Annotated in this window: 28 protein-coding genes; 22 read left to right on the forward strand and 6 right to left on the reverse strand. The window is 67.3% G+C overall.

The window, feature by feature from the left end; all coding sequences use genetic code 11:
• Window positions 1–31 precede the first annotated feature (31 nt).
• From ACK6D9_RS17455 to ACK6D9_RS17465, 3 genes are all read right to left on the reverse strand, one after another.
• The gene (locus ACK6D9_RS17455; RefSeq protein ID WP_412049480.1) at window positions 32–706 is read right to left on the reverse strand and encodes a hypothetical protein; all 675 of its coding nucleotides are present in this window, start codon (window positions 704–706) and stop codon (window positions 32–34) included.
• 199 nt (window positions 707–905) lie between these two features.
• Entirely contained in the window at window positions 906–1,478 is a 573-nt protein-coding gene (locus tag ACK6D9_RS17460; protein WP_412049481.1) for a DUF3489 domain-containing protein, read from the reverse strand.
• A 90-nt stretch (window positions 1,479–1,568) separates the two neighbouring features.
• A complete protein-coding gene (locus tag ACK6D9_RS17465; protein ID WP_339832757.1) occupies window positions 1,569–1,793 on the reverse strand; it encodes a hypothetical protein in 225 nt (74 codons plus the stop codon).
• A 111-nt stretch (window positions 1,794–1,904) separates the two neighbouring features.
• On the opposite strand from ACK6D9_RS17465, the gene ACK6D9_RS17470 reads away from it, so the two are divergent.
• From ACK6D9_RS17470 to ACK6D9_RS17505, 8 genes are all read left to right on the forward strand, one after another.
• A complete protein-coding gene (locus tag ACK6D9_RS17470) occupies window positions 1,905–2,456 on the forward strand; it encodes a hypothetical protein (protein WP_412049482.1) in 552 nt (183 codons plus the stop codon).
• Window positions 2,404–4,410 carry a phage terminase large subunit family protein gene (locus ACK6D9_RS17475; protein ID WP_412049483.1) on the forward strand — a complete coding sequence of 669 codons (2,007 nt, stop codon included), beginning with the start codon at window positions 2,404–2,406 and terminating at the stop codon, window positions 4,408–4,410. Before ACK6D9_RS17470 ends, ACK6D9_RS17475 begins: the two co-directional genes overlap by 53 nt.
• Before the next feature lie 2 nt (window positions 4,411–4,412).
• Window positions 4,413–4,622, forward strand: a complete 210-nt coding sequence (locus tag ACK6D9_RS17480) for a phage head-tail joining protein (RefSeq protein WP_412049484.1) — start codon at window positions 4,413–4,415, stop codon at window positions 4,620–4,622.
• Window positions 4,622–6,148, forward strand: a complete 1,527-nt coding sequence (locus ACK6D9_RS17485) for a phage portal protein (protein ID WP_412049485.1) — start codon at window positions 4,622–4,624, stop codon at window positions 6,146–6,148. Before ACK6D9_RS17480 ends, ACK6D9_RS17485 begins: the two co-directional genes overlap by 1 nt.
• Window positions 6,149–6,152: 4 nt before the next feature.
• Window positions 6,153–8,219 (forward strand): prohead protease/major capsid protein fusion protein, encoded by a 2,067-nt coding sequence (locus tag ACK6D9_RS17490; RefSeq protein ID WP_412049486.1) that lies wholly within the window; start codon window positions 6,153–6,155, stop codon window positions 8,217–8,219.
• 77 nt (window positions 8,220–8,296) lie between these two features.
• On the forward strand, window positions 8,297–8,632 hold the full coding sequence (locus ACK6D9_RS17495; RefSeq protein ID WP_412049487.1) for a DUF2190 family protein: 336 nt from the start codon (window positions 8,297–8,299) through the stop codon (window positions 8,630–8,632).
• Window positions 8,632–8,943, forward strand: coding sequence for a hypothetical protein (locus tag ACK6D9_RS17500; RefSeq protein ID WP_412049488.1), 312 nt, complete (start codon window positions 8,632–8,634; stop codon window positions 8,941–8,943). Before ACK6D9_RS17495 ends, ACK6D9_RS17500 begins: the two co-directional genes overlap by 1 nt.
• Window positions 8,940–9,572, forward strand: a complete 633-nt coding sequence (locus ACK6D9_RS17505) for a DUF6441 family protein (RefSeq protein WP_412049489.1) — start codon at window positions 8,940–8,942, stop codon at window positions 9,570–9,572. Before ACK6D9_RS17500 ends, ACK6D9_RS17505 begins: the two co-directional genes overlap by 4 nt.
• A gap of 150 nt (window positions 9,573–9,722) precedes the next feature.
• On the opposite strand, the gene ACK6D9_RS17510 is transcribed toward ACK6D9_RS17505, so the two are convergent.
• Window positions 9,723–10,112 (reverse strand): winged helix-turn-helix transcriptional regulator, encoded by a 390-nt coding sequence (locus ACK6D9_RS17510; RefSeq protein WP_067626520.1) that lies wholly within the window; start codon window positions 10,110–10,112, stop codon window positions 9,723–9,725.
• Window positions 10,113–10,215: 103 nt separating this feature from the next.
• Here ACK6D9_RS17510 and ACK6D9_RS17515 point away from each other — a divergent pair, with 103 nt between their 5' ends.
• The gene (locus ACK6D9_RS17515; protein ID WP_067626519.1) at window positions 10,216–11,061 is read left to right on the forward strand and encodes an SDR family oxidoreductase; all 846 of its coding nucleotides are present in this window, start codon (window positions 10,216–10,218) and stop codon (window positions 11,059–11,061) included.
• A 204-nt stretch (window positions 11,062–11,265) separates the two neighbouring features.
• The gene (locus tag ACK6D9_RS17520) at window positions 11,266–11,688 is read left to right on the forward strand and encodes a hypothetical protein (RefSeq protein ID WP_412049490.1); all 423 of its coding nucleotides are present in this window, start codon (window positions 11,266–11,268) and stop codon (window positions 11,686–11,688) included.
• A gap of 1 nt (window position 11,689) precedes the next feature.
• On the opposite strand, the gene ACK6D9_RS17525 is transcribed toward ACK6D9_RS17520, so the two are convergent.
• Window positions 11,690–12,577 (reverse strand): GIY-YIG nuclease family protein, encoded by an 888-nt coding sequence (locus ACK6D9_RS17525; RefSeq protein ID WP_412049491.1) that lies wholly within the window; start codon window positions 12,575–12,577, stop codon window positions 11,690–11,692.
• 105 nt (window positions 12,578–12,682) lie between these two features.
• Between ACK6D9_RS17525 and ACK6D9_RS17530 the strand changes: the two genes are divergently transcribed.
• From ACK6D9_RS17530 to ACK6D9_RS17585, 12 genes are all read left to right on the forward strand, one after another.
• The gene (locus ACK6D9_RS17530; RefSeq protein ID WP_412049492.1) at window positions 12,683–13,624 is read left to right on the forward strand and encodes a phage tail tube protein; all 942 of its coding nucleotides are present in this window, start codon (window positions 12,683–12,685) and stop codon (window positions 13,622–13,624) included.
• On the forward strand, window positions 13,624–14,061 hold the full coding sequence (locus tag ACK6D9_RS17535) for a hypothetical protein (RefSeq protein ID WP_412049493.1): 438 nt from the start codon (window positions 13,624–13,626) through the stop codon (window positions 14,059–14,061). The genes ACK6D9_RS17530 and ACK6D9_RS17535 overlap by 1 nt, the downstream gene beginning before the upstream one ends.
• A gap of 83 nt (window positions 14,062–14,144) precedes the next feature.
• Window positions 14,145–14,288: a hypothetical protein gene (locus ACK6D9_RS17540; RefSeq protein WP_412049494.1), complete on the forward strand. Its 144-nt coding sequence runs from the start codon at window positions 14,145–14,147 to the stop codon at window positions 14,286–14,288.
• Window positions 14,281–16,698: a phage tail tape measure C-terminal domain-containing protein gene (locus ACK6D9_RS17545; RefSeq protein WP_412049495.1), complete on the forward strand. Its 2,418-nt coding sequence runs from the start codon at window positions 14,281–14,283 to the stop codon at window positions 16,696–16,698. The genes ACK6D9_RS17540 and ACK6D9_RS17545 overlap by 8 nt, the downstream gene beginning before the upstream one ends.
• Window positions 16,698–17,324, forward strand: a complete 627-nt coding sequence (locus ACK6D9_RS17550; protein ID WP_412049496.1) for a TIGR02217 family protein — start codon at window positions 16,698–16,700, stop codon at window positions 17,322–17,324. Before ACK6D9_RS17545 ends, ACK6D9_RS17550 begins: the two co-directional genes overlap by 1 nt.
• On the forward strand, window positions 17,321–18,205 hold the full coding sequence (locus ACK6D9_RS17555; RefSeq protein ID WP_412049497.1) for a DUF2163 domain-containing protein: 885 nt from the start codon (window positions 17,321–17,323) through the stop codon (window positions 18,203–18,205). The genes ACK6D9_RS17550 and ACK6D9_RS17555 overlap by 4 nt, the downstream gene beginning before the upstream one ends.
• Window positions 18,202–18,636, forward strand: a complete 435-nt coding sequence (locus ACK6D9_RS17560; RefSeq protein ID WP_412049498.1) for an NlpC/P60 family protein — start codon at window positions 18,202–18,204, stop codon at window positions 18,634–18,636. The genes ACK6D9_RS17555 and ACK6D9_RS17560 overlap by 4 nt, the downstream gene beginning before the upstream one ends.
• A 9-nt stretch (window positions 18,637–18,645) precedes the next feature.
• Window positions 18,646–22,611 (forward strand): glycoside hydrolase TIM-barrel-like domain-containing protein, encoded by a 3,966-nt coding sequence (locus ACK6D9_RS17565; RefSeq protein ID WP_412049499.1) that lies wholly within the window; start codon window positions 18,646–18,648, stop codon window positions 22,609–22,611.
• Between the two features lie 10 nt (window positions 22,612–22,621).
• Entirely contained in the window at window positions 22,622–23,698 is a 1,077-nt protein-coding gene (locus ACK6D9_RS17570) for a DUF2793 domain-containing protein (protein ID WP_412049500.1), read from the forward strand.
• 19 nt (window positions 23,699–23,717) lie between these two features.
• Window positions 23,718–24,005, forward strand: coding sequence for a DUF6127 family protein (locus ACK6D9_RS17575; protein WP_036708271.1), 288 nt, complete (start codon window positions 23,718–23,720; stop codon window positions 24,003–24,005).
• Between the two features lie 73 nt (window positions 24,006–24,078).
• Complete coding sequence (locus ACK6D9_RS17580; protein ID WP_412049501.1) at window positions 24,079–24,753, forward strand: YcbK family protein; 675 nt, start codon at window positions 24,079–24,081, stop codon at window positions 24,751–24,753.
• Window positions 24,750–25,007 (forward strand): hypothetical protein, encoded by a 258-nt coding sequence (locus ACK6D9_RS17585; RefSeq protein ID WP_140197613.1) that lies wholly within the window; start codon window positions 24,750–24,752, stop codon window positions 25,005–25,007. Before ACK6D9_RS17580 ends, ACK6D9_RS17585 begins: the two co-directional genes overlap by 4 nt.
• Before the next feature lie 192 nt (window positions 25,008–25,199).
• Here the strand turns inward: ACK6D9_RS17585 and ACK6D9_RS17590 are convergent, their stop codons facing one another.
• On the reverse strand, window positions 25,200–25,679 hold the full coding sequence (locus ACK6D9_RS17590) for a DUF411 domain-containing protein (RefSeq protein ID WP_412049502.1): 480 nt from the start codon (window positions 25,677–25,679) through the stop codon (window positions 25,200–25,202).
• Between the last annotated feature and the right edge of the window lie 15 nt (window positions 25,680–25,694).

Raw genomic sequence — 25,694 nt, forward strand, 5'->3', positions numbered from 1 at the left:
GCTCAAACAACATGACGCCGCTCAATGTTTGTCAGCGTTTCCAACGTGCTTTGATCAAATGGCCATCGAGCCAATCCGCAAGCTTCTCTGTTTCATCGATTGCTGCATAAAGCTGATCCCGTGACACGTGTACTGCCGGGCTCAAGAACGAGAGATTTACGAGATCGGCATCACTAAACATCGAACGATCTTGTTCACTCATGAAAAACAGAGAAGTATGCTTTTCTATATCTGCCTTGGAGTGGGTAACTCGCATTGACGTTATCTCTTCTGGATGCTGATCTCTGTTACGCGCTAGCGTGATCTGCTCAACCAAACCGAGATCTGCTGGGCAATCTAGGCGTGAAATTTGAAGAACCTGCTCATAGCAATTCATGTACCCTTCAATAAAGCCTCTCTGAAATGCCTTCTTTCGCTCGCCCTTTTCCCACTGCACGCCGATTTGTTTCTCCCAGGTTCTGAAAAATAGCTGCAGTGAGGGTGAAAGCATCGACAAGCAGGTACGACCCAGTAACTCAAGGCCTTCCGATGCCTCGAGCCACTCGACTAGATACGCTGGCTCACCATCTTCGCTGTATGGAGGGTTATCAAATGGCGGCAGCCTGTCCTCAATGGCCTTCATGATCCCATCAAACGGACCAGCGGCCGTATCATAGAACTGCCTGATGAACCGGGTGCGCTCTCTGAAAAAATGCAATACGTCCATGCGAGGCCCAATTCCATAGAGTGGCCGCTGCCTCAACGAAGCGCGGCGGATTCGATCGCGTCGGTTCTATTACCGTAGGTTGCCCTTTCACCAGATTCCGTACAAGAGCAGATAGCCACAATTAAAGAGCGACAACTCTCCGAAAGAACTGCCGCCGTCCCGGAGGACGGCGGCCATCAACTTGTCGGGGTCCGGTGCGTCAGGCGGCAGGGAGTTTGTACACGCGCCCACGCCCCTCTACCTTCTCCGAGGTGACTTCGAGCCCGAGCTTCTTTTTCAGCGCCCCTGCTATCGCCCCGCGCACCGTGTGCGACTGCCAGTTCGTCGCGGCCATGATCTCCTCGATGGTCGCGCCATCCGGTGCGCGCAGCATGGCGATCAGCGTGGCCTGCTTGGTCCCCTCGCGCGGCGCGCGCGCCTTGGGCGCGGCCTCCGGCTCGGTGCGGGTTTCCGGTGCGGGCGCATCAGTGGGCGCGTCCGTCGCGCCCGAAGGCGCGGTGTTCACGTCCTCGGGTTCGAAGCCGATGGCGGCGAGGCCCGTGTCGGTGACGACCAGCGTGACGCCGTGGCCGTCGCCGGTCTCGCGCCAGACGGGCTCGCGGTTGCGCATGTCGGCGTCGACCTCCTGCAGGAAGCCCTTGGCGAGCATCGCGCTGACCACCTTGGCGGCGGCGCCGCCCCGCAGGCTCTCGGGCAGCGGCAGGGCGATGTGCTCGGGCCGCTGGGCGGCAGCGCTCAGGATCACGGCTTGGGTGTCGGAAAGCTTGGTCATCGTCGTCTCCCGTATCGGGGCGCGCGGAATGCGGGCCCTTCTACGAGGTCGAGCCCGCCAGTCGGCGGGCGGGACCGGGAGCGGGTCGTCTTACTCGGCGTGTTCGCCTTCGCTGAAGGCCATGTCGGTGATCTCGCGCAGCTTGGCGCGGTAGTGGTTCAGGGTGCCGACATGGCCCCAGTTGATCTCGTCGGGGTGTGTCTCGAAGTGGTCGGCGCTGAGGGCGGCGAGCCGCTCCAGCATCGCGTCGATCTCGGTCTTCGCGACGATGAAGGCGTCGAGGGCTTTCGTATTGTCGGTCGCGCGGCGGGTCATCGGGCTGGCTCCTTGGGTCGAGTTGCATCGTCGTCGGAATGACGTTCGCTCCGCTCGCGATGCTTATCAACTCAATAAGAAACTGATTTTGAATGATAATCGGAGTCATCGATGCAGGGCATGAGCGAGCGCCAGTACGCCGCCCATGTCGGGCTGTCGCGGGGCGCGATCCAGAAGGCAAAGACCGCCGAACGGCTCGTGCTGCTTCCCGACGGTTCCATCGACGCTGCGGCCTCAGACCGTCGGCGGGCGGAGACGACGGACCCGTCGAAGACCAGGAAGCCACCTGCGCCGAAGCTGAAACCCGTCCCCGCGGCGGCGGTGGCCGCTGTCGGCGACACGTTGCGCGAACAGGGTCTGGCGGTCGGCGGCGGCACGACCTTCCTGCAGGCCAAGACGGCGAACGAAGTGCTGAAGGCGCAGGAGCGGCGCATCCGGCTGCAGAAGCTCAAAGGGGAACTGATCGAGCGGGCCCGCGCGCTGGCGCTGGTGTTCCGGCTCGCGCGGGAGGAACGGGATGCATGGGTGAACTGGCCCGTGCGCGCGGCGGCGCTGATGGCGGCCGATCTCGGCGTAGAGCCTGCCGCCATGCAGAAGGCATTGGAGAAACATGTACGCGCCCACCTCGACGATCTCGCCGAGGTCCGGCCCGACTTCCGATGAGAACGGCGATGGCCTGACCGACTTCGACGGCGCGGGTGAGATCCTGCGCGCCTGGGGCAACGGGCTCCGGCCCGACCCGGACCTGACCGTGTCGGAATGGGCGGACCGGCACCGGATGCTCTCCGGCCGCGCCTCGGCCGAACCGGGGCGCTATCGCACCGCGCGCACGCCCTACATGCGCGAGATCATGGATCGCCTTTCGCCCGGCGACACGATGCAGCGCATCGTGTTCATGAAGGCCGCACAGGTCGGCGCGACCGAGGCCGGAAACAACTGGATCGGCTTTGCGATCCACCAGGCTCCGGGACCTATGCTGGCTGTCCAGCCGACGGTCGAACTGGCCAAGCGCAACTCGCGCCAGCGGATCGACCCGCTGATCGACGAAAGCCCGGGACTGCGGAACCGGATCAAACCCGCGCGGTCCCGCGATGCGGGTAACACGATGCTGTCCAAGGAATTCGCGGGCGGCATCCTCATCATGACCGGGGCGAACTCGGCGGTCGGGCTGCGCTCGACCCCGGCGCGCTACATCTTCCTCGACGAGGTCGACGCCTATCCGGCCTCGGCCGACGAGGAAGGCGATCCGGTCACGCTGGCCGAGGCGCGGTCGCTGACCTTCGCCCACCGGCGCAAGGTGTTCCTGGTCTCGACCCCGACAATCCGGGGGTTGTCGCGCATCGAGCGGGAGTTCGAGGCGAGCGACCAGCGCCGGTTCTTCGTCCCGTGCCCGCATTGCGGTCAGGTGCAATGGCTGAAGTTCGAGCGGTTGCGCTGGCAAAAGGGTCGTCCGGAGACGGCTGAATATCATTGCGAGGGCTGCGACGCGGCAATCGCGGAACACCACAAGACTGCGATGCTGGAAGGCGGCGAATGGCGGGCGACCGCCACTGCCGCCGATCCGACCACGGTCGGGTATCACCTCTCGGCGCTCTATTCGCCGATCGGCTGGCTGAGCTGGGAGCGGATCGTGCGGGCATGGGACGCGGCGCAGGGGTCGGACGAGGCGATCAAGGCCTTCCGCAACACGATCCTCGGCGAGACATGGGTCGAGACTGGGGAAGCACCGGATTGGCAGCGGCTCTACGACCGCCGCGAGCGCTGGAAATCCGGCACGGTGCCTGCAGGCGGACTGTTCCTGACCGCGGGAGCCGACGTTCAGAAGGACCGGATAGAGGTCGATGTCTGGGCGTGGGGTCGCGGGCTCGAAAGCTGGCTCGTCGATCACGTTGTCATCGAAGGCGGGCCCGACCGGCATGACTCGTGGTCGGAGCTGACGGCACTATTGGATCGGTCCTGGCCGCATGAACGCGGCGCGCATCTGCGGATCGCGCGGCTCGCCATCGACACCGGCTACGAGGCTCCGGCGGTCTATTCCTGGTCGCGGGCGCAAGGCTTCGCGCAGGTGTCGCCGGTGAAGGGCGTCGAGGGCTTCAACCGCTCCAGCCCGGTGTCGGGGCCGACCTTCGTCGACGCGACCGAGGGCGGCAAACGCCTGCGGCGCGGGGCGCGGCTCTGGACCGTGGCGGTCTCGACCTTCAAGGCCGAAACCTACCGCTTCCTGCGGCTGGCGCGCCCGACCGAGGAGGAGATGGCCGATGGGGCCGCGTTCCCGCCCGGCTCGGTGCATCTGCCGCATTGGGTCGAGAATGAATGGCTGAAGCAGTTCGTGGCCGAACAACTGGTGACCGTGCGCACGAAACGCGGGTTCGCCCGGCTGGAATGGCAGAAGCTTCGGGAACGCAACGAGGCGCTGGACTGCCGGGTCTATGCCCGCGGCGCCGCCTGGATCGCGGGCGCAGACCGCTGGCCCGACGAGAAATGGCGCGACCTCGAGGATCAGCTCGGGGCAGCGCCCACCGACAGCGATGCAGCCGGGCAGATCAACCGGCAGGGACAGGCCCCGCAGGGCAAGCGCCGCTCCGACTGGCTCGGGCGGCGCGAAGGATGGTTTTGAGCATGATGGACTGGACGGAAACCGAGCTCTCGGCGCTGCGCCGGGCCTATGCCAGCGGCACGACCCGGGTCAGCTATGACGGCAAGTCGGTGGATTACGGCTCGGCCGCGGATCTGCTGGGCCGCATCCGCACCATCGAGCGCGCCATCGCGGGCGTTAGCCGACCGCTGTCGGTGGCCAGTCTGGCGGGTTTCTCGCGCGGGGACCGCTGATGTCGGCGAACTGGTTCGACCACGCCATCGCAACGGTGGCCCCGCGCATGGCCGCGCGCCGCGTGATGGCGCGTCAGGCCTTCGAGACCCTGACGCGGGGCTATGATGGGGCTGCGCGCGGGCGGCGGACCGAGGGCTGGCGGGCGCCGGGATCCTCCGCCGACACCGAGATCGGCGTCGCCGGGGCGCTCTTGCGCGACCGGATGCGTGATCTGGTGCGCAACAACCCGCATGCGGCAAAGGCCGTTGCGGTGCTGGTCAACAACATCATCGGCGCGGGCATCATGCCGCGCGCCGCCAGCGGCGATGACACACTGGACCGGAAGGTCGATGCGCTCTTTGAGCGCTGGACGGCGGATTGCGACGCCGACGGCCAACTGGACTTCTACGGTCTGCAGACGTTGATCTGCCGCGAGATGGTCGAGGCGGGTGAGGTGCTGGTGCGCCGCCGCCTCCGGCGCGCGAGCGACGGCCTGCCAGTGCCGCTGCAATTGCAGGTGCTGGAGGCCGACTTCCTCGACGCCACGAAATCCGGCGCCATTGGCGCGGGACGTCTGGTCCAGGGGATCGAGTTCGACCCGGTCGGCAAGCGCCGGGCCTATTGGCTGCATGCCGAGCATCCGGGTGACGCCTACGGTGCCTTGCAGAATGGCCTGCAGAGCCGCCCGGTGCCTGCGAGCGAGATTGCCCATGTCTATGAAAAGCAGCGCACGCAGGCGCGCGGCGTTCCCTGGGGCGCGCCGGTGATCCGCAGTTTGCGCGATCTTGACGATTACGAGGTGGCCGAACTCGTTCGCAAGAAGACTGAGGCCTGCGTTACGGCCATCGTCTTTGGCGACGACGAGGCGCAGCAGGGCATCGCCCCCTCCGTGGTAGATGCAGACGGCAACCGAGTGGAGCAGTTCGAGCCGGGGCTGATAGCCTATGCGCGGGGCGGCAAGGACATCCGATTCAACCAGCCCTCCGCCACAGGCGGCTACGGCGAATATAAGCGGGCCAGCCTGCACACGATCTCGGCCGGGTTCCGGGTGCCTTACGAGCTGCTGACCGGCGATCTCAGCCAGGTCAACTATTCCTCGATCCGGGCGGGCCTGGTCGAGTTCCGCCGCCAGATCGACGCCGTGCAATGGCAGCTGTTCATCCCGATGCTCTGCGCGCCGGTCTGGCGCTGGTTCACCGAAGCAGCATGGGCGGCAGGGCAGATCCCGTCGCCGACCGTGCCGGTCGAATGGTCGCCACCGAAGTTCGAGGCCGTCGATCCGCACAAGGACGCGATGGCGAACCTGCTGTCGATCCGCTCCGGCACCATGACGCTGGCGGAGGTGATCGCCCGGCAGGGGCGGAACCCCGACGCGGTGCTGGCCGAGATCGCAGCCACCAACGCCAAGCTCGACGCGCTTGGGCTGGTGCTCGACAGCGATCCGCGCCGCGTCACCAAGACCGGCAGCGCGCAGACCAGCGATCCGACGAACGATCCCGCCGAAGCGGATGAAACCGACCCGGCGCAGGCCAACCAACAGGACTGATCCCATGGACACGATGATCGAACTGCCAGCCATGCGCCGGTCGGCGGAGCTTGCGCCGAACACGGCCGATGCCGACACCCGCACCGTCGAGGTGGTGTGGTCAGCCGGGGCCCGCGTGCGCCGCGCGACCTTCTTCGGCGAGCCCTATGACGAGGAACTGAGCCTCGATCCCGCCCATGTCCGGCTCGATCGGCTGAACGCGGGCGCGCCCTTCCTGAAGGTGCACGAGCTCGACACGCTCGATGCGGTGATCGGCTCGGTCGTGCCGGGTACGGCGCGGATCGAGAATGGACGCGGCATTGCGCTGGTGCGCATCTCCGAGCGCGCCGACGTCGAGCCGATCTGGCGCGACATTCAGGCCGGGCACATCCGCGCTGTCTCCATCGGCTACCAGGTCCACCGCTTCGAGGTCTCGAAACCCGAAGCCACTCGCGAGCTTTGGCGCGCGGTGGACTGGACGCCCTTCGAGGTGTCCGCCGTGCCGGTCGGGGCCGACCCCGCCGCAGGCTTCCGCGCCCAATCCCCACTTCACGACTGCGTCCTCCACCGCCGGGACGTCCCACCCACCCAAACAGGAGCCATCCCGATGACGGACAAATCCAATGACCCGGCCGAACCGGCCAATGAAAAGCCCAGCGACTCTGTCGCGACCGAGGACACCCCTATGACCGAGCCGAAGGCCACCACGACCGAGCCGCAGCGTGGCGACGCTGAACCGCAGGTTCGCACGAGCGAAACCCGCACGCAGCCGAAGGCCAATGCTCCTGCTGCGCCCGACACCGAAGCGGTCGCCACCCGCGCCCGCGAGGCCGAGCGCGACCGCGTCTCCACCATCTACGATCTGGCCGGGCGGCTGAACCTCGAGCGCGGCTTCGCCGAGGATCTGGTCAAGCGCGGCGTCAGCGTCGACGAGTCCCGCCGCCTGATCCTCGACCAGGTCGCTGCGAAATCCGACGAGACCCGGACCTTCCCCCATGTCTCCGTCCCGCTCGGCGGCCGCGACGAGCGCATCACCCGTCGGGACGCGGTGGCGAACGCGCTGCTGCACCGCTACAGCCCGACGCTGTTCCAGCTGGAAGACGTCGCCCGCCAGTACCGCGGCATGACCCTGCTGGAGCTCGCCCGCGAAAGCCTCGGCAATGCCGGGGTCAACACGCGCGGCCTGTCGCGCGACGAGGTGGCGACGCGCGCGCTGCATTCGACTTCTGACTTCCCCGAGATCCTGTCGGCGGTCACCAACAAGACCCTGCGGCAGGCCTACGAGGCCTATCCCCGCACCTTCATGCTGTTCTGCCGCCAGGTGCTCGCCACCGATTTCAAGGCGATGCACCGGGTCCAGCTCGGCGAGGCGCCGCAGCTGCTGGAGGTCGGGGAAAGCGGCGAGTTCAAGCGCGGGACGCTCGGGGAGTCGAAGGAGAGTTACAAGGTCAAGACCTATGGACGGGTGGTCGCGATCACCCGCCAGACGCTGATCAACGACGATCTCGACGCCTTCACCCGGATCCCCGCGATGTACGGCAACTCCATCGCGCAGCTGGAGTCGGACGTGGTGTGGGGCATCATCACCGCCAACCCGGCCATGGCCGACGGAAACGCGCTGTTCCACACCACCCACAAGAACCTTGCGGGCACCGGGGCGGCGCTGGCGGTCGAGGCGGTTGGTGCGGCCCGCGCCGCCATGGCCAAGCAGACCGGGCTCGACAAGAAGACGGTGCTGAACGTCCGCCCCGCCTTCCTGATCGTGCCCGCCTCGCTGGAACTGAAGGCCGAGCAGCTGGTGGCCCAGAACCTCGTGCCCGCTGCGACGTCCAGCGTCGTGCCGCAGTCGATCCGGACGCTCGCTCCGATCAGCGAGCCCCGGCTCGATGCCGCCAGCGAGACCGCTTGGTATCTGGCGGCCAGCCCGAACCAGATCGACACCATCGAATACGCCTATCTGGAGGGCCAGCAAGGTGCATACATCGAGACGCGCAACGGCTTCGACGTCGACGGCGTCGAGATCAAGTGCCGCCTCGACTTCGGCGCAAAGGCCATCGACTGGCGCGGCCTCTACAAGAACCCGGGCGCATAAACCGGGCATCCCAGAAATCTCACCTCTGACGGGCGGTCCAATCGGGCCGCCCGTTCTTGTTTGCAAAGGATCCCACCATGAAAAACTACGTCCAGCCCGGAAACACCATCACTCTGACCGCGCCCTATGCCGTGACCTCCGGCGATGGCCTGCTTGTTGGCTCCATTTTCGGCGTGGCCGCCGGGGATGCCGCCAACGCCGAAACGGTCGAGGCTTCGCTCGTTGGCATCTTTGACCTGAAGAAGGTCGCGTCCCAAGCCTGGTCTGCCGGTGACAAGGTCTATTGGGACAATACCAATAAGGAAGCCACCAAGACCGCCACGGCGAATACGCTGATCGGAGTGGCCACCGAAGCGGTTGCAGGCGGCGCGGGCGACCTTATCGGCCGGGTGCGCCTGAACGCGAGTTTCTGATGACGGCATTTACCGCCGTCGTTGATGCGCTGTTCGCGGATCCCAATATCGGGCAAGAGGCGGTCTACACCTCCGATGGTGGTGCGCCCGTTCTGGTGCGCATCGTCTCGCGGCAGGCTGATGCAATCACCGACTTTGGCGACGCCCGGCTTTGGTCGGAAACGACCCGGATCGATCTGCGCGTCGCGGAGGTTCCGGCACCGCGCCCGGGCGACCGCTTGGAAATCGACGGGGAGGCCTTTCTCATTCAAGGCGAGCCCGTCCGCGACCGCGAGCGGCTGGTCTGGACCGTAGATCTGAGGCACGCGTGAAACTCAAGCTCGACATCACCCCCGATCTCGTCGCTGCCATGGCCGCAGAGGTGAACGCGGGCGAGAAGGCCGTCACGGCCGCCATGCGCGAGGCCGGTACCGGGTTGAAGTCTTCGTGGCGGACCCAGGTCACTGGCGCGGGTCTCGGGCGACGGCTCGCCAACTCGATCCGCAACCAGACCTTCCCGCGCGCAGGCGAGAGCCTTGATGCAGCGGCGCTGGTCTGGTCCAAAGCCCCGGTCATCGTCGGTGCGCACGACACTGGTCCTCTGATCCGCTCGAAGGATGGGTTCTGGCTGGCGATCCCGCTGCCTGCCGCAGGCAAGTCCCTCCGAGGCGGCAGGATCACGCCCGGCGAATGGGAGCGCCGCCGCGGGTTGCGCTTGCGCTTCGTCTATCGCCGCACCGGCCCGAGCCTGCTTGTGGCGGAGGGACGGCTGAACACGAAGGGCCAGGCCGTTGTGTCCCGCTCCAAGACCGGGCGCGGCAAGGTCACCGCGCCGATCTTCCTGCTCGTGCCGCAGGTCAAGCTGCCGAAGCGGCTGGATCTGGCGCGGGATGCGGACCGGGCGTTGGACAGCGTGCCGGGGCTGATCGTGGCGAACTGGGTGGAGGGGCGAACAGGTTGAAGGCCGCTGTGCGGACAAACCCGCCATTGGAATACATGACCTGAACGGTCGCTCTGTGTGCCTCGCGACCGCCCCGAAAATCACTATGGGCGACAAGCCCTCATTCGCGGCATATGTGATTGTAGAACGTTTGAGCTCAATAGCGGCTTTTTACTCCGCCGCGATCTCTTTCCGCGTCGACAGGATAGTGCTGGTGTTGTCTTCGATCCAGTCGGCGAGCACGCGCACGTGTTGCGCGACCTCTTCGCCCATAGGGGTCAGGCTGTATTCCACATGCGGCGGTACAACCGGGAAGGCCTGCCGATGCACGAAGCCGTCCGCCTCCAGCGTCTGAAGCGTCTGCGTCAGCATCCGGTCACTTACCCCGCCGATCGTCCGCCTGAGCGCGGCAAAGCGGATCGTCCGCCCCTGAAGGGCGATCAGTGTCAAGACGGCCCAGCGACCGGTGACATGTTTGAGGATATCGCGCGATGGGCATTCCTGCGCTTGCAGGTTGCCCACCAGCTTGCCCGACCGGACGGCGTCACTGAGTTTTGGCATGGGGACCTCGGAAAATTCAAGCTAACAAAAATGTATGTACTTACTTTTCATAAGTAAAGGGTCTAACTCTCCGCTATCGCAACCAGAAGCAAAGAGATGCACCATGACCATTGCAATCACCGGCGCAACTGGCCAGCTTGGCCGCCTCGTCATCAACACCCTGAAAACCAAGAATGCGCCGGGCGGCATCGTCGCGCTGGCCCGCAACATCGACAAGGCCGCGGATTTGGGTGTTCCGGCGCGTATCTTCGACTATGACGCCCCCGAAACCCTCCCGGCGGCGCTCGACGGTATCGACACGCTGCTGCTGATCTCGGGCAGCGACATCGGTCGCCGCGTATCGCAACATGCCGCCGTGATCGAAGCCGCGAAGGCCGCCGGGGTTCAGCATATCGTCTACACCAGCCTGCTGAAAGCACCCTCCAGCACGCTCGGCCTTGCCCCGGAGCACGTTGAGACGGAAAAACTGTTGGCCGCTTCCGGCATCGGCCATACCGTGCTGCGCAACGGCTGGTATACAGAGAACTACGCCATGGGCCTGCCTGCGGCGCTGGAACACAACGCCCTGATCGGCGCGGCCAAGGATGGCCGGATCTCGTCGGCTACGCGGCAGGACTATGCCGAGGCCGCCGCCGCCGTGCTGCTGGACACAGGCCTTCAGGGCAAAACCTATGAACTTTCCGGCGATGAAAGCTTCACCCTCGCCGATCTGGCGGCCACACTATCCGCGCAGGCGGGCAAGGACATCCCTTACGTCGATATGCCCGAGGCTGACTATGCCGCTGCGCTGACCAGCGCGGGCCTGCCTACCGAACTGGCAGGGTTCCTCGCCCATTGTGATGTCGAGGCCTCCAAGGGGGTGCTGTTCGACGACGGAACGCAGCTATCGACCCTGATCGGCCGCCCGACCACGTCGCTTGCCACGGCGGTCGCCGCCGCGATCGGCTAAAGCCATCGTGCGGGGCGTCTGATCGCGCCCCGCCTCGTAATCTTGGGCAGCTTGACGCAGCTTTCCACGAGGCAGCCAAGGGCCGTCCTCACTTCTGCCAGTGTCGGTTTCTGGCGATTGCCAGCCACCTGCGCACTGTGCAGCATCCGTGACAATAGGCTCATTCCGGACCCTTTCTGCAACTGCACGGTAGCGTGAAAAGAAATGCCCAGCCCCCGCGAAACCATCCTCGCCGCACTGCACGCGCGGCTCTCGGCGCTGGCCGCCACCGCCCTGCGCGGTGAGGTGCTGCCCGAGCGTGTCCCGACCGAGGGGCTGCTGATCCTCCGAGACGGTGAGCCCGGTGAACCCGAGGTGACGCTGTCGCCACTGCGCTACCACTACCAGCACCGCGCCGAGATAGAGGCGGTGGTCCAAGGCGCCGACCGTGACACCGCTTTCGACACGCTGACCGCCAGCATCGGCGCAGCGCTCACCGCCGACCGCGCGCTGGGCGGCCTCTGCGACTGGGTCGAGGCGGAAGCGCCGCGCCCCGTGGACCTGCCGATCGAGGGCGCGGCCAGCTTAAAGGCCGCCGTGATCCAAGTCGTCTTGCACTATTCGACGGACGATCCTCTTGGTGGGTGACTCAGTTGGCGTTGAGACCTAACGGTTGCCGCGAATGGAGCCGCAGCTTCCAGCTGTTCTCGCGAGCGATGACATCTTCAGCTGGCAGGTCTGGCGCAAGGCGTTCGAGTATGCTGAACCGATAATTGTGAGGGTCGCGGCCGCGCAGTTCGCGGTTTCCACCGTGACCATCGCGGGCGTAGACCTGCCACCGACCGTAAATGTTTTCGCGACCGCAGGCGGAGCCGACATAGGCCCGACGATCGCTTTCATCGAAAATGAGGTAGATCCCGCGCCATTCAGCCAGCCGCGCCCGCCAAGACGCCGGTAGCGCCAAGAGTTCCGCGAAGGTGAGATCGATCTCGCGCCAGTCAGGCGGCGGGGCTGCGAAAGCGCTTTCCTCGAGGATCGCGCTGACAGGAAAGATCCCGCGGTCCACCCACCGGAACCATGAGCGCTCCGGCGGCGGAAAATCGATGACCAGCCGACCGCGCCAGTTGCTGTAGAAAGGAAGGCGCTCCAAGTCGAACTGAAGCTCGGCTCCCACCCGGTCTGCGTGATCGGCTGTGAAACCCTCGTATCCCATTTCCCTGAGGGTAAGGTTCTCCGGTATGCGCCAGAAGGCATCATGGTCGAGCGAGCGCGCCTCGCCGATGCGATAAAGCCCGACGAAGTGCGCTTTGCCGGGCGAGAGTCCCAGGAAGCTCGCCGCGAATTCGGCCCGACGCAAGGCGGCTTTTGGTCGGCCGGGGACGGACTGGTAGACTTCGAAAAGGTCCGGGCGTTCTTCGATAATCCACGGCATCGCGCGGGCAAGTCGGGTCTCGAAGGGGCGGTGGCGCAGCAGGACAATGCGCTCTCTGAGGTCTGGGTCGTATCCTTGAAGGCGCAATAGGTCCTTGAAATCCATAGCAGCTCTGCTCTCAGCCCGTTGGGTGCAGCCTAAGCCTAGCGTAACTCGGCAGCAACGCCGCTTTTTGTGATCCGCCCAGCGAGGCAAAGAAAGGAGAACACCATGGCACGAGCCCAGGGGGCGCGGGCGCTGATGGCGCTTGCGTTCGAGACGACCTATGGAACGCCGCCCGCCAGCGGCTTCACCCGCATGCCTTTCGCCAGCACTTCGCTTGGCGCGGAGCAGCCGCTGCTGAACTCGGAGCTACTCGGCTACGGCCGCGATCCGCTGGCGCCGATCAAGGACGCGGTTACGGCCGATGGCGATGTCGTCGTGCCGCTCGACGCCGAGGCACTTGGCTTCTGGCTGAAGGCGGCCTTCGGGACACCCACGACCACGGGCGCGGAGGCCCCCTACAGCCACGAGTTCCAGTCCGGGTCCTGGACACTGCCCAGCATGTCGATCGAGACCGGCATGCCCGAGGTGCCGCGTTACGCGATGTATTCCGGCTGCGTGCTCGACCAGATCACTTGGCAGATGCAGCGCTCGGGCCTGTTGACCGCGACCGCGCGGCTGGTGGCGCAGGGCGAGACGGTCGGCACCACGACCAGCGCCGGGACGCCCGCCGCGCTGGAGCTGAAGCGCTTCGGCCATTTCAACGGGGCGATCACGCGCAATGGCACGGCGCTCGGCAACGTCGTCTCGGCCGAGATCACCTATGCCAACAACCTCGACCGGATCGAGACCATCCGCTCGGACGGCCGCATCGACGGCGCCGACCCGTCCATCGCCGCGCTCACCGGCCGGATCGAGGTGCGCTTCGCCGACCAGACGCTGGTGACGCAGGCCATCAACGGCGAGGCCTGCGAGATGGAGTTCGCCTACGTCCTGCCCACCGGCGAGAGCTTCACCTTCACCGTGCACGCCGTCTACCTGCCGCGCCCGCGGATCGAGATTTCGGGGCCACAGGGCGTGCAGGCCACCTTCGACTGGCAGGCCGCGCGCGACAGCATCGTCGGCCGGATGTGCACCGCCACCCTCGTGAACGACGTGGAGAGTTACTGATGCTGACGCTCGACCTGACCAACGCGCCGCGCTGGCACGATCTCGCCCCCGGCGTCCGGGCGCAGCTGCGCCCGCTGACGACCGCCCTGATGGTCGCGACGCGGAGTGATCCCGCCGTCGAGGCGGTGCCCGAGGAGGCCTCGGACGAGGAACGCGCTGTCGCCTTCGCCAAGGCGCTGGCCCGGCGCGCGGTACTTTCATGGGAGGGCATCGGCGATGCCGACGGCAAGCCGATCGATCCCAACTCCGAGGCCATCGACGCGCTGCTCGACGTCTGGCCGATCTTCGAGGCGTTCCAGCTGACCTACGTCTCCAAAGGCCTGCTGCTGGAACAGGAAAAAAACGCCTCCGCGCTCTCGCCGAATGGTCCTTCGGCGGGGGCGAGCGATACTGCCAGGCCTGCCCGAAAGCCTGCCCGGACTGCCCGGCGCGGCTGAACCGTCCGGAAACTCCGGAGGGTTGGCAAGTCTGGGACCTGGTCGGCCGTCTCGGTGGCCAGCTCCGCGTGCTCCCGTGCGCGGTGATCGGTTGGGACCTGTCAGCGGCGCTGGTGCTCGGTGACGCGCTTGGCGTGCCGCCCCTCGCCATGGCCGAACTGCTGCCCGTGATCGAGGCGGTGATGGTGGCCAAACTCAACGAACAGATGGATCATTCCAATGGCTGAGAAACGCGTCTCCGTCCGCCTGGCGGCCGTGGGCGGTCGACATGTGCGCGCCGAGCTGGAAGGTGTCGGTGAAGCCGGGGCGCGCGGGTTCGGGCGGCTCAGCCGGGAGATGGAGGCGGCCAACACCCGGCTCGCGGCGTTTTCCCGCCGTGTCGGAGTGGCTGCCGCTGCCGCAGTGGCCGCCGCTGCGGCTGCTGGCGTTGCGATGGTGCGCTCCGGCCTGCAGACGGTGGATGCGCAGGCCAAGCTCGCGCAGTCGCTCGGCACAACAGTCGCCTCGATCCAGACACTGGAACGCGCGGGCGAGTTGGCGGGCGTGTCGATGTCCGGCATCGAACAGGCGACGAAGGACCTGACGCGCCGTCTCAGCCAGGCGGCGGCCGGGACCGGTCCTGCCGCCGACGCGCTGGACCGGCTGGGCCTTTCCGCCAACGAGTTGATCGCCCTGCCGCTGGATCAGCGAGTGGGGGCGATCAACGCCGCCATCGAAAACTTCGTGCCCGCCGCAGAACGCGCGGCGGTCGCGGGCCAGCTCTTCGGCGAGGAAGGCTCCATCGCCATGTCGCGGATCGACACCGCGACGCTGCGCCAGGCGACAGAGGATGTTCTGGCCTTCGGCGTCGTCGTGTCGGAGCAGGATGCCGACCAGATCGAGCGGACGAACGACGCCATCTCAAGGCTGGGGCTGATCTGGCGCGGGCTGTCGAACCAGCTGGCGGTCGCTGCGGCACCCGCGCTGGAAGCGGTTGCGAATGCCATGGGGGCCGTGGCCAGCCGCACCGGGCCACTCGGCATCGCGATCCGAGGCCTTTTCGACAACATCGGCCGTCTGACCAGCTATGCCGCCACGTTTGTGGCTTTTCTTGCAGGGCGTTGGGTCGCCGGTATGGCAGCCGCAGCGCTGTCGGTCCGTGGGCTCGCGACCGCGCTGGTTTTGCTGCGCGGCGCACTGATCCGCACCGGCATCGGGGCGCTGATCGTTGGCGCAGGCGAGCTTGTTTATCAGTTCACCCGCCTCGTGTCGGCCGCGGGCGGTTTCGGAGAAGCAATGTCGCTCCTGAATGACCTCGCGGTCGAGGTCTGGGAGCGGATCAAGATGGGTGCCGCTGCGGCGGGGGCTGCGGCCACGGCGATGTTCTTCGATCTGAAGGCCGATGCTGCCTCCGGAATGCAGAGCGCCATCGAGAGCGTGGTGTCTTTTGGCAACACTGCCGCGAACACGTTTGAGGGGGCATATGAGGCGATCAAGGCAATCTGGGGCATGCTGCCAGCCGCCATCGGCGATCTGGCGTTTCAGGCGGCCAACAGCCTGATCGATGGCGTGGAAGCGATGCTGAACGGCGTTGTTTCCCGGATCAACACGTTCATCGGCGGGATCAACCAGGGGCTGGAGGCGCTTGGGTCCGAGCGGCGCATCTCGATCATCCCCGATCTTGAGTTGGGTCAGATCGAGAACCGCTTCGAGGGTGCCGCGACGGCCGCGACGACCGCAGCTCAGACTGCCTTTGACCGGGCTTTCGAGGACAACCCGCTCGCCGCACCCGATCTCGGGCTCACCCAAGCGGCCAATACTGCGCTTGCCACCGCAAATACCTATCGTGGTGCCGCGCGCGATCTGGCCGAGGGGGCACGCGCGCCGCTCGCCAGTTGGCAGGCGTTGCGCGATGCGGTGCGGGGCAGCGATGAAGGTGGCGCGGACGCGCTGACCGAGGCGACCAACGCAGCTGACCGCTTTGAGACAGCCCTAGGTGATGCTGGACGCGCCGCTGCCGGTGCGGGCGCAGCGGCCGGGGCTGCAGCGGCCGCCGCCGAACCCAATACCGAAGCCGCCGTCACCGGCTGGCAGGCGGTCACCGCTGCACTTTCCGACTATGCCAGCAAGGCCCGCGATATCGGCGGTGATATCGGCCAGGCGCTGGTTGGTGCATTTCAGTCGGCTGAGAACGCCGTCGGCGAGTTCGTCAAGACCGGCAAGCTGGACTTCCGCGGTCTGGTCACCTCGCTGTTGGCCGATCTCGCCCAGCTGGCGGCGCGGCGGTTCATCCTCGGGCCGATCGCAAACGCGCTCTCCGGCGTCTTCTCCGGGGCTGGCGGGATTTTCGCCAACATCCTGCATGCGGGCGGAATGGTCGGGGCCGCGGGGCCCTCGCGCATGGTGCCCGCCATGGCTTTCGCTGCCGCGCCGCGGATGCATGGCGGCGGCATGGCCGGGCTTCGGCATGACGAGGTGCCCGCGATCCTGCAGCGGGGCGAGCGGGTGCTGTCGCGTCGCGAGGCCCAGAGCTACGGCGCGGGCGGCGGGGTCAACGTCACCATCATGGCGCGTGACGCCGAGAGCTTCCGGCAGTCCCGCACGCAGGTCGCGGCGGACATCGCCCGCGCCGTGTCGCTCGGGCGGAGGGGCATGTGATGGCGTTTCACGAGGTCCGGTTTCCAGACAACATCAGCCGGGGCGCGCGGGGTGGGCCGGAACGCCGCACACAGATCGTGGAACTGGCCTCGGGCGACGAGGAGCGCAACGCCAGCTGGGCCAACTCGCGCCGCCGCTACGACGTCGCCTACGGGATCCGGCGCGCCGACGATCTGGCGGCGGTAGTCGCCTTCTTCGAGGCACGGAACGGGCGGCTGCATGGGTTCCGCTTCAAGGACTGGGGCGACCACAAGTCCTGTCTGCCGTCAGGCACGCCGTCGCCGACCGACCAGGCGATCGGCACCGGCGACGGCGCGACAACAACTTTCCAGCTGGTCAAGCACTACGCCTCCGGTGCGCAATCCTGGACGCGCGCCATCGCCAAGCCGGTGGCAAGCAGCGTCCGCATCGCGCTGTCGGGCGTCGAGCAGCCCTCCGGCTGGTCGGTCGATACCGCGACCGGCGTCGTCACTTTCAGCGCCGCGCCGGGCGCTGGCGTCGCGATCACTGCGGGCTTCGAGTTCGACGTGCCCGTCCGCTTCGACACCGACGTGCTCGACGTGACGCTCGACCTCGAGCGGCTCGGCTCGATCACTTCCATTCCTCTTCTGGAACTGCGCCGATGAAGACCTTCGCTCCTACCTTGCAGGCCCATCTCGACGAGGGCACGACCACGCTCGCCTGGTGCTGGCGGATCACGCGGGCCGACGGCGTCACCTTCGGCTTCACCGACCATGACCGGACGCTGAGCTTCGACGGCACAGACTTTGAGCCCGAGAGCGGGCTGACCGCCTCCGAGGTCCGCTCCGGCTCGGACCTGTCGGTCGATGCGCAGGATGCCGAGGGCGTGCTGACCTCCGACCGCATCACCGAGACCGATATTCTCGACGGGCGCTGGGACAACGCCGAGGTCGAGGTCTGGCGGGTGAACTGGGCGGACACAAGCCAGCGCGTGCTGATGCGGCGTGGGGCCATCGGTCAGATCCGGCGCGGGCAGCTGGCTTTCGTCGCCGAGGTGCGCTCGCTCGCCCATGTCTTGGGCCAGACCGTGGGGCGTACGTTTCAGGCGACGTGTGATGCTGTGCTCGGCGATGCGCGCTGCGGCGTCGATCTGGAGGACCCGGCCGTCAAGGGCACAGGCGCTGTGATCGATCTCCTGCGGGACCGGGCGTTCACCGCCTCGGGTCTCGGCGGCTTCACCTCCGGCTGGTTCACCTTCGGCACGCTGGAGTGGACGAGCGGCGCGAACGTAGGGCGGCGCACCGAGGTGCTGAGCCATGATGTCACCGACGACATTGCGGTGCTGACGCTGCTTGAAGCGCCGGTACGCGGCATCGCCGAGAGCGATGCTTTCATCATCCGTGCAGGCTGCGACAAGCGGATGGAAACCTGCGGCGCCAAGTTCGCAAATACCGCCAACTTCCGGGGCTTCCCGCACATCCCCGGTCAGGATGCGGTTCTGCGCTATGCCACCAAGGATGGCGGGCACGAGGGGTCCGTGCTGTGACCTCCGCCGATCCCACCCGCGTCATCGCCATCGCACGGTCCTGGCTCGGCACGCCGTACCACGATCAGGCCAGCATGCGCGGCGTCGGCTGCGACTGCCTTGGACTCGCCCGGGGCGTCTGGCGCGAGGTCGTCGGTCCCGAGCCATTCCCGATCCCGCCCTACAGCCGCGACTGGGGTGAGACCGGCCCGCGCGAGGTTCTGGCCGAGGGCGCGCGGCGCATGATGACCGAGGTGCGGCCCGCCGAGGCCGGTCCCGGCGTGCTGGTCCTCTTCCGCATGAAGCCCCGCGCCATCGCCAAGCATGTCGGGATCCTGACCGGACCCGACACCTTCCTCCACGCCTATGAACGCCTCGGAGTGATCGAGGAACCGCTTACCCCATCCTGGCGGCGGCGCATCGCCTTCGCCTTCCTCTTTCCCCAACGCTGAGACCCAGAAATGGCTACCCTCGTTCTCGGCGCGGCTGGCGCAGCCATTGGCGGTTCGATCGGCGGCGCGATCCTCGGCGTCAGCGCCGCGACCATCGGCGGGTTCATCGGCTCCAGCATCGGATCGGTCGTCGACAGCTGGATCATCTCGTCGCTGGCGCCGACGCAGCGCATCGAGGGCGCGCGGCTCGACACGCTGCGCATTACCTCGGCCACCGAAGGCGCAGTCATCCCGCGGCTCTACGGGCGCATGCGCATGGGCGGCAACATCATCTGGGCGACCGATTTCCGCGAGGAGACCAGGACCACCACGCAGGGCGGCGGCAAGGGCGGCGGGGGCGGCAAGGTCAAGACGACCGAGTATCTCTACTACGCCAGCTTCGCCGTGGCGCTCTGCGAGGGACCGATCACCGGCATCGGGCGCGTCTGGGCCGACGGCAAGCCGATGGACCTCTCCGGCGTCACCTGGCGCTGGTATCCCGGCGACGAGGCCCAGACCGCCGATCCGTTCGTCGCCGCGAAGATGGGCGCGGCCAGCACGCCCGCCTATCGCGGCACCGCCTATGTGGTCTTCGAGGAGCTGGCGCTCTCGACCTATGGCAACCGCCTGCCGCAACTCTCCTTCGAGGTCTTCCGGCCGCTCGCCGATCCCGACACCGCCGAGGGACTGACGCAGGCCGTCACCATGATCCCCGCCTCGGGCGAGTTCACCTACGCCACGCAGGCGATCCGGAAGACCGATGGCGGCGCGACGGTGCCCGAGAACCTGAACGCTCTGGCCGACTCCACCGACATGGTGGAGGCGCTCGACCGGCTGCAGGCCATGGCCCCGGCGGTCGAAAGCGTCAGCCTCGTCGTGGCCTGGTTCGGCGACGACCTGCGCGCAGGATCCTGCAAGGTGCGGCCGGGCGTCGAGGTGTCGGCCAAGTCGACCACGCCTGCCAGCTGGTCGGTCAACGGCGTCAGCCGGGCCGGCGCCTTCCTCGTCAGCCGCGACGATCAGGATCGTCCGGTCTATGGCGGCACGCCGTCCGACTTCGCCGTGGTGCAGGCGATCCAGGAGATGAAGGCGCGGGGGCTGCGCGTCACTTTCTACCCGTTCATCCTAATGGACGTGCCGCCGGGCAACACGCTGCCCAACCCGTATTCCGACAATGCCGCCGCATCGGGCCAGCCTGCCTTTCCCTGGAGGGGCCGGATCACCTGTTCTCCAGCAGCAGGTTTCGCCGGGACCGTGGACAAGACCGCAACGGCCGAAAGTCAGGTCGCGGCGCTGTTCGGCGCGGCGACGCCCGCCAGCTTCAGCGTCTCGGGTCAGTCGGTCTCCTGGACCGGGCCATCGGGCGACTGGGGCCTGCGCCGCATGGTGCTGCACTACGCCCATCTCTGCGCGGCGGCGGGCGGGGTCGACGCATTCCTGATCGGCACCGAGATGCCGGGGCTGACGACGATCCGCTCGAGCGCCAGCAGCTATCCGGCGGTGCTGGCCTACCGGGACCTCCTCGCGGATGTGCGCTCGATCCTCGGGTCCGGGACGAAGATCGGCTATGCGGCCGACTGGTCGGAGTATTTTGGGCACCAGCCGGGCGACGGCAGCGGCGACGTGTTCTTCCACCTCGATCCGCTCTGGGCCGATCCGGAGATCGATTTCGTCGGGATCGACAACTACATGCCGCTGTCGGACTGGCGCGACGGCTTCGAGCACCTCGATGCGGCCGAGGGCTGGCCCGCGATCTACGACCGGACCTATCTGCAGGGGAACATCGCGGGCGGCGAAGGCTTCGACTGGTTCTACGCCAGCACCGCCGATCGCACCGCGCAGGTGCGGACCCCGATCACGGACGGCGCGGCGGCCAAGCCGTGGGTGTTCCGCTACAAGGATCTGCGCGCCTGGTGGTCGAACCCGCATTACGACCGCCCCGGTGGGGTGGAGAGCGGCACGCCGACGGCATGGGCGCCGGAGTCGAAGCCGATCTGGTTCACCGAGCTCGGCTGCCCGGCCATCGACCGGGGCACGAACCAGCCCAACGTCTTCTTCGACCCGAAGTCGTCGGAGAGCTTCACGCCGCATTTCTCGCGGGGCTGGCGCGATGACGCCATTCAGCGCGCCTATCTGGAGGCGACGTATCTCTGGTGGGGCGATGCCGCGAACAACCCGGCGTCCTCGGTCTACGGCGGCCGGATGGTGCATGTGCCGGAATGCGCCGCCTGGACATGGGACGCGCGGCCCTATCCCTTCTTCCCTGCGCTGACCGATGTCTGGACGGACGGGGCGAACTGGCGGCTCGGGCACTGGCTGACCGGGCGTCTCGGCGCGGTGTCGCTGGCGGCCCTCGTGCGGCATCTCTGCCTGCGCGCGGGGCTGCCCGAGGACCGGATCGACGTCACCGGCCTCTGGGGTGCGGTCGAGGGCTACGCCATCACCGCGCTGGAAAGCCCGCGCGCCTCGATCACCACGCTGTCGCGGCATTTCGGCTTCGACGCGGTCGAGACCGAGGGCGTGATCCGGTTCGTGATGCGCGGCCGGGCTTCCGTCGCCACGCTCGGTCCCGATGATCTGGTGGCCACCCGCGAGGGCGATGTGCTGGAACTGACGCGCGGCCAGGAGACCGAACTGCCGCAGGCCCTGAAATGGCAGGTCGCCCGCGCCGACGAGGATTACGACGCGGCCCTCGTCGAGGCCCGGCGCATCACCGTGGACACGACCCGGATCGCGTCCGAGTCCTTTCCAATGGCGGTGCCGCCCGAGGAGGCCGAGAGGCGCTGCCGCCGCGCGCTGATGGAGGCGTGGGTGGGCCGCGAGACGGCGGCGTTCCGTTTGCCACCCTCGCGCCTCGCGTTCGATCCGGCCGATGCGATCCGGCTCGCGCATGACGGGCGGCTGGTCGATCTGCGGCTCGTCTCCATCGCCGACGCCGAGGCGCGCGGCATCGAGGCGGTCCGCCAGGACCGGGCGACCTACGACCTGCCGCCCGGCGATCCGCGTGCGGCATCGCTGACGCGGGCCGTGGTGTTCGGCGCGCCGGACGCGGTGCTGATGGACCTGCCGCAGCTGACCGAGGACCAGCCCGCGCATCGACCGTTTGTCGCGGCGCACGCAATTCCCTGGCCGGGAGAGATGGCGGTGTTCCGCAGCCCATCGACCGACGGCTTCGAACTGCTCACCAGCTTCGGCACGCGGGGGCGGATCGGCACGCTGGTCTCGGACTTCTACGCGGGCCCCACCTCGCGCTTCGACCTCGGCAATGCGCTGGTGGTCGATCTGCTGACCGGCACGCTGGAGAGCGTCACGGACCTGACGCTCTTCGGCGGCACCAATGCGCTCGCCATCGAGAGCGCGCCCGGCGTGTGGGAAATCGTGCAGGCGGGCGCGGCTGAATTGTTGGCGCCCGGTCGATATCGGCTGACACGGCTCCTGCGCGGACAGCGCGGGACCGAGGGCGCCATAGGCAACCCGGCGCCCGCCGGCGCGCGAGTCGTGGTGCTCGACACTGCACTCGCGTCACTACCAGTCGCCGAGGCCGACCTTGGGATCCCGTGGAACTGGCGCATCGGCCCAGCGAGCCGTTCGGTCAGCGACGAGACCTATGTTGCGCAGGCCTTCACGCCCGAAGGCATCGGGCTGCGGCCGTTCTCCATCGCCCATGTCGAGCAGCCGTGGCGCACGCCGCGTACGCCCGGCGATCTCACCATCCGCTGGACACGCCGATCGCGCGCGCTTTCCGCCGACAGCTGGGGCGGGCTGGAGGTGCCGCTGGCGGAGGAACTGGAAGCCTACGAGGTGGAGGTCCTCGACGGCGCAACCGTGAAGCGCGTGCTGAGCACTGCCACCACCAGCGCCGTCTACACCTCGGCCCAGCAGACCGCCGACTGGGGCGCGCCGCTCGGCCCCGGTGACACGCTCGACATCCGCATCTTCCAGCTCTCCGCCCTCGTCGGGCGGAGCGCGCCCAAGACCGTCACGCTGATACTCTGAAAGCCAACCCATGTCCGATGCCACGACCCATCTCCTGCTGCCCTACATCCTGGCGGCGCAGGCCCAGAAGCATATCACCCATAACGAGGCGCTGCGGATCCTCGACGGGCTCGTGCAGCTCTCGGTGCTCGACCGGGACCTGACCGCGCCGCCCGTAAACCCCGACGACGGCGACCGCTATATCGTCGGCTCAGGCGCCACGGGCGACTGGGCGGGCTGGGACCTGAGCGTTGCTCTCTGGACCGATGGGGCCTGGCTGCGCCTTCCGCCACGGACCGGGTGGCGGGCTTGGGTCGAAGACGAGGGTCTGCTGCTGGTCTATGACGGCGCAGGCTGGATCGGGACAACGCCGGACGCGCTGCAGAACCTCGCGCTCTTGGGGCTGGGGACGACGGCGGATGCGTCGAACCCATTCTCGGCCAAGCTGAACACCGCGCTCTGGACGGCGAAGACCGTCGCCGAGGGCGGCACCGGCGATCTGTTCTATACCATGAACAAGGAAGCGGCCGGCGACGATCTCGGTCTGACCCTCCAGACCGGCTTCGTCACCAAGGCGCTGGTTGGCCTGTTCGGCTCGGACAGGTTCCGGCTCGCCGTCTCGGCCGACGGCAGCACTTTCTTCGACGGGCTCAGCGTCGACAACGCCAACGGCATCGTCGACCAGCCCCGTCTGCCCCGGTTCAAGGCTTACACCAACTACGACAATTACGTCGGCGTCGGGACCTGGACGAAGATCGGCCTCAACAACACCGACCACAACGACCAGGGGGCGTTCGACGCCGCGAACAACCACTTCGTGGCGCCGGTGGACGGCACCTACCTCTTCGGCGCGACGCTGCTCTACAAGATCAACGCCAGCGCCACGGCCCGCATGCGCGGACGGCTCGTGCTGAACGGCACGACCGAAATCCGCGGCTCCCTCGGGGAAATCTCCGCCACCCACGTCTCGCTCGCTACCGCGATCTGGCTGCAGACCATGGTGCCGCTGACGGCAGGCGATACCGTCGAGCTGCAGGGGTATTTCCGGGTCGCGGACGGGTACTTCGCCGCCGATCACACGTCCTTCTGGGGCTGCAAGGTCGGCTGAGCGGCAGACGGAGGATCCGATGAACCCACCCCGATCCGAGGGCTTCGTGCGAATGCCCGACGCCGAGTTCGAGGCGATCCTGACCCGGGCGGCCGAGGAAGGCGCGAAGCGCGCGCTGGCCGATGTCGGCCTCGACGGCGACGAGGCCGCGCTCGACATCCGCGATCTGCGCTCCCTGGTGGACTGCATCCGGCTGGTCCGCCGCACCGCGATGCAGACCGCCGTCCGTATGATCACCACCGGCGTCATGCTGGCGCTGCTCGCAGGCATCGCCATCAAGCTGAAGATCTTCGGCGGCAGCCCGTAGCCGCGCACCGACCCAGTTCACCTGCCCACCCGTACCCCGCCCCTGAGGCGAGTTTTTTCGTTTGGAGGACCCCATGACCACGACCTTCCACCGCCATTGGCGCGACGTGCCGGACAGCGTCTGGCGCTGGCCGAATTTCAGCCCGGCAGAGATCGCCTGCCGGGGCACCGGCAAGCTGCTCATCAACGAACCTGCGCTCGACAGGCTGCAGGCGCTGCGCGACCGGCTGGGCAAGCCGCTCATCGTCCGCTCGGCCTATCGCAGCCCCGAGCACAACCGCGCCGTCGGCGGCGCGACCCGGTCGAAGCATCTCGACGGAGCCGCCTTCGACATCGCCATGGCGAACCACGATCCAGTGGCCTTCGAGGCGGCGGCGCGCGAGGTCGGGTTCCTCGGCTTCGGCTTCTACCCGCGATCGGGGTTCATCCATGTCGACCTCGGTCCCGCGCGACAGTGGGGCGAGCGGTTTCCGGTCCGTGCGACCGCATTTGCAGCCGAGACGCCGCCCGCGCGCGAGGCGCTGGCCGACAGCCGCACGATGAAGGGTGGCGGGGCGGCTGGCGTGGCGACGCTGGGCGCAGCCGGGGTCGAGGTCGCGCAGAGCGTCCTGGCAGAGACCCAATCCGCCATCCTGCCGCTTGTGCCGTATCTCGACACCCTGCGCTGGGTGTTCATCCTTGTGGCGCTCGGAGGCATCGCGGTCACCATCTATGCTCGCCTCGATGACTGGAAGCGGGGCCGGCGGTGATCGCCGGGCTCCTCACCGGGATCGCGGCCCGCCCGTGGGTGCAGGCGGCGCTGCGCTACGGGGCCATCATCCTCGCCGTGGTGCTGTTCGTGCTCGCGCTTCGGCGGTTCGGCGAGCGAGCGGGACGCCTCGTCGAACGCCTTGAGACTACGGAGAAGGCCAATGATGTCCAACGCAAGATGCTCGAGGCCGCGACGCGTCGCCCTCGTTCTCGCGACGATCTGGCTGAGCAGCTGCGCGACGGGCGCTTCTGACGTCGGCAGCCTCGGGGCGTGTCCGCCCGTCGTCGAGTACAGCCGGGATCTCCAGGCGCGGGCGGCCGAGGAACTGGCCCTGCTGCCGGAGGGGTCGGCGGTCGCGGAGATGCTGGCGGACTACGCTGTTATGCGGGATCAGGCGCGTATATCTTCTCGCCCCTGATCAAGAACCGAATTGCAGCCTCAAGGTCAGGCAGAAGCATAGCTGGTGAAGACCTCGGTCGATCCGTCGCCTCGGATCAGAAACACGTCAAAGGCCTCTCGCTCGCTTTCCGGTCCCATTCCGGGCGAGCCGTAGGGCATGCCGGGCACTGCGAGGCCGACTGCGTCCGGACGCTCTTCCAGAAGGCGCCAGATATCGGCAGCGGGGACGTGGCCCTCGATCATGTAGCCTTCGATGCGGCCTGTATGGCAGGAGGCCATCTCCTGCGGGATTCCGTTGTCCAGCTTGTAACGCATCAGAAGCGTCCCGGCGCTCGCCTCGGTCGTGACGGAGAAGCCGTCGTTCTCGAGGATCTCGATCCAGGCCGAGCAGCAGCCGCAGTTGGGGTCCTTCATCACGTGGATCGCCGGTCCGGCGCCTTGCGCAAGAGCCCTCAGGGGCGATGCAGCCACCAGTGCAGCTCCGCCGATCAGGAGCGTGCGGCGGGAAAACATGTCTTGGGTCATCTGATGTTCCTTTCG

The organism is Hoeflea sp. Naph1, assembly GCF_046837775.1.
Classification (GTDB): Bacteria; Pseudomonadota; Alphaproteobacteria; order Rhizobiales; family Rhizobiaceae; genus Hoeflea.

Coding starts and splice junctions, on each gene's coding strand:
- ACK6D9_RS17530 (WP_412049492.1), top strand. CDS start 12,683: ATGGCACGAGCCCAGGGGGCGCGGGCGCTGATGGCGCTTGCGTTCGAG.
- ACK6D9_RS17465 (WP_339832757.1), bottom strand. CDS start 1,793: ATGACCCGCCGCGCGACCGACAATACGAAAGCCCTCGACGCCTTCATC.
- ACK6D9_RS17475 (WP_412049483.1), top strand. CDS start 2,404: ATGTACGCGCCCACCTCGACGATCTCGCCGAGGTCCGGCCCGACTTCC.
- ACK6D9_RS17545 (WP_412049495.1), top strand. CDS start 14,281: ATGGCTGAGAAACGCGTCTCCGTCCGCCTGGCGGCCGTGGGCGGTCGA.
- ACK6D9_RS17455 (WP_412049480.1), bottom strand. CDS start 706: ATGGACGTATTGCATTTTTTCAGAGAGCGCACCCGGTTCATCAGGCAG.
- ACK6D9_RS17500 (WP_412049488.1), top strand. CDS start 8,632: ATGACGGCATTTACCGCCGTCGTTGATGCGCTGTTCGCGGATCCCAAT.
- ACK6D9_RS17565 (WP_412049499.1), top strand. CDS start 18,646: ATGGCTACCCTCGTTCTCGGCGCGGCTGGCGCAGCCATTGGCGGTTCG.
- ACK6D9_RS17575 (WP_036708271.1), top strand. CDS start 23,718: ATGAACCCACCCCGATCCGAGGGCTTCGTGCGAATGCCCGACGCCGAG.
- ACK6D9_RS17510 (WP_067626520.1), bottom strand. CDS start 10,112: ATGCCAAAACTCAGTGACGCCGTCCGGTCGGGCAAGCTGGTGGGCAAC.
- ACK6D9_RS17580 (WP_412049501.1), top strand. CDS start 24,079: ATGACCACGACCTTCCACCGCCATTGGCGCGACGTGCCGGACAGCGTC.
- ACK6D9_RS17515 (WP_067626519.1), top strand. CDS start 10,216: ATGACCATTGCAATCACCGGCGCAACTGGCCAGCTTGGCCGCCTCGTC.
- ACK6D9_RS17550 (WP_412049496.1), top strand. CDS start 16,698: ATGGCGTTTCACGAGGTCCGGTTTCCAGACAACATCAGCCGGGGCGCG.
- ACK6D9_RS17485 (WP_412049485.1), top strand. CDS start 4,622: ATGTCGGCGAACTGGTTCGACCACGCCATCGCAACGGTGGCCCCGCGC.
- ACK6D9_RS17570 (WP_412049500.1), top strand. CDS start 22,622: ATGTCCGATGCCACGACCCATCTCCTGCTGCCCTACATCCTGGCGGCG.
- ACK6D9_RS17590 (WP_412049502.1), bottom strand. CDS start 25,679: ATGACCCAAGACATGTTTTCCCGCCGCACGCTCCTGATCGGCGGAGCT.
- ACK6D9_RS17520 (WP_412049490.1), top strand. CDS start 11,266: ATGCCCAGCCCCCGCGAAACCATCCTCGCCGCACTGCACGCGCGGCTC.
- ACK6D9_RS17460 (WP_412049481.1), bottom strand. CDS start 1,478: ATGACCAAGCTTTCCGACACCCAAGCCGTGATCCTGAGCGCTGCCGCC.
- ACK6D9_RS17480 (WP_412049484.1), top strand. CDS start 4,413: ATGATGGACTGGACGGAAACCGAGCTCTCGGCGCTGCGCCGGGCCTAT.
- ACK6D9_RS17470 (WP_412049482.1), top strand. CDS start 1,905: ATGCAGGGCATGAGCGAGCGCCAGTACGCCGCCCATGTCGGGCTGTCG.
- ACK6D9_RS17490 (WP_412049486.1), top strand. CDS start 6,153: ATGGACACGATGATCGAACTGCCAGCCATGCGCCGGTCGGCGGAGCTT.
- ACK6D9_RS17535 (WP_412049493.1), top strand. CDS start 13,624: ATGCTGACGCTCGACCTGACCAACGCGCCGCGCTGGCACGATCTCGCC.
- ACK6D9_RS17495 (WP_412049487.1), top strand. CDS start 8,297: ATGAAAAACTACGTCCAGCCCGGAAACACCATCACTCTGACCGCGCCC.
- ACK6D9_RS17525 (WP_412049491.1), bottom strand. CDS start 12,577: ATGGATTTCAAGGACCTATTGCGCCTTCAAGGATACGACCCAGACCTC.
- ACK6D9_RS17555 (WP_412049497.1), top strand. CDS start 17,321: ATGAAGACCTTCGCTCCTACCTTGCAGGCCCATCTCGACGAGGGCACG.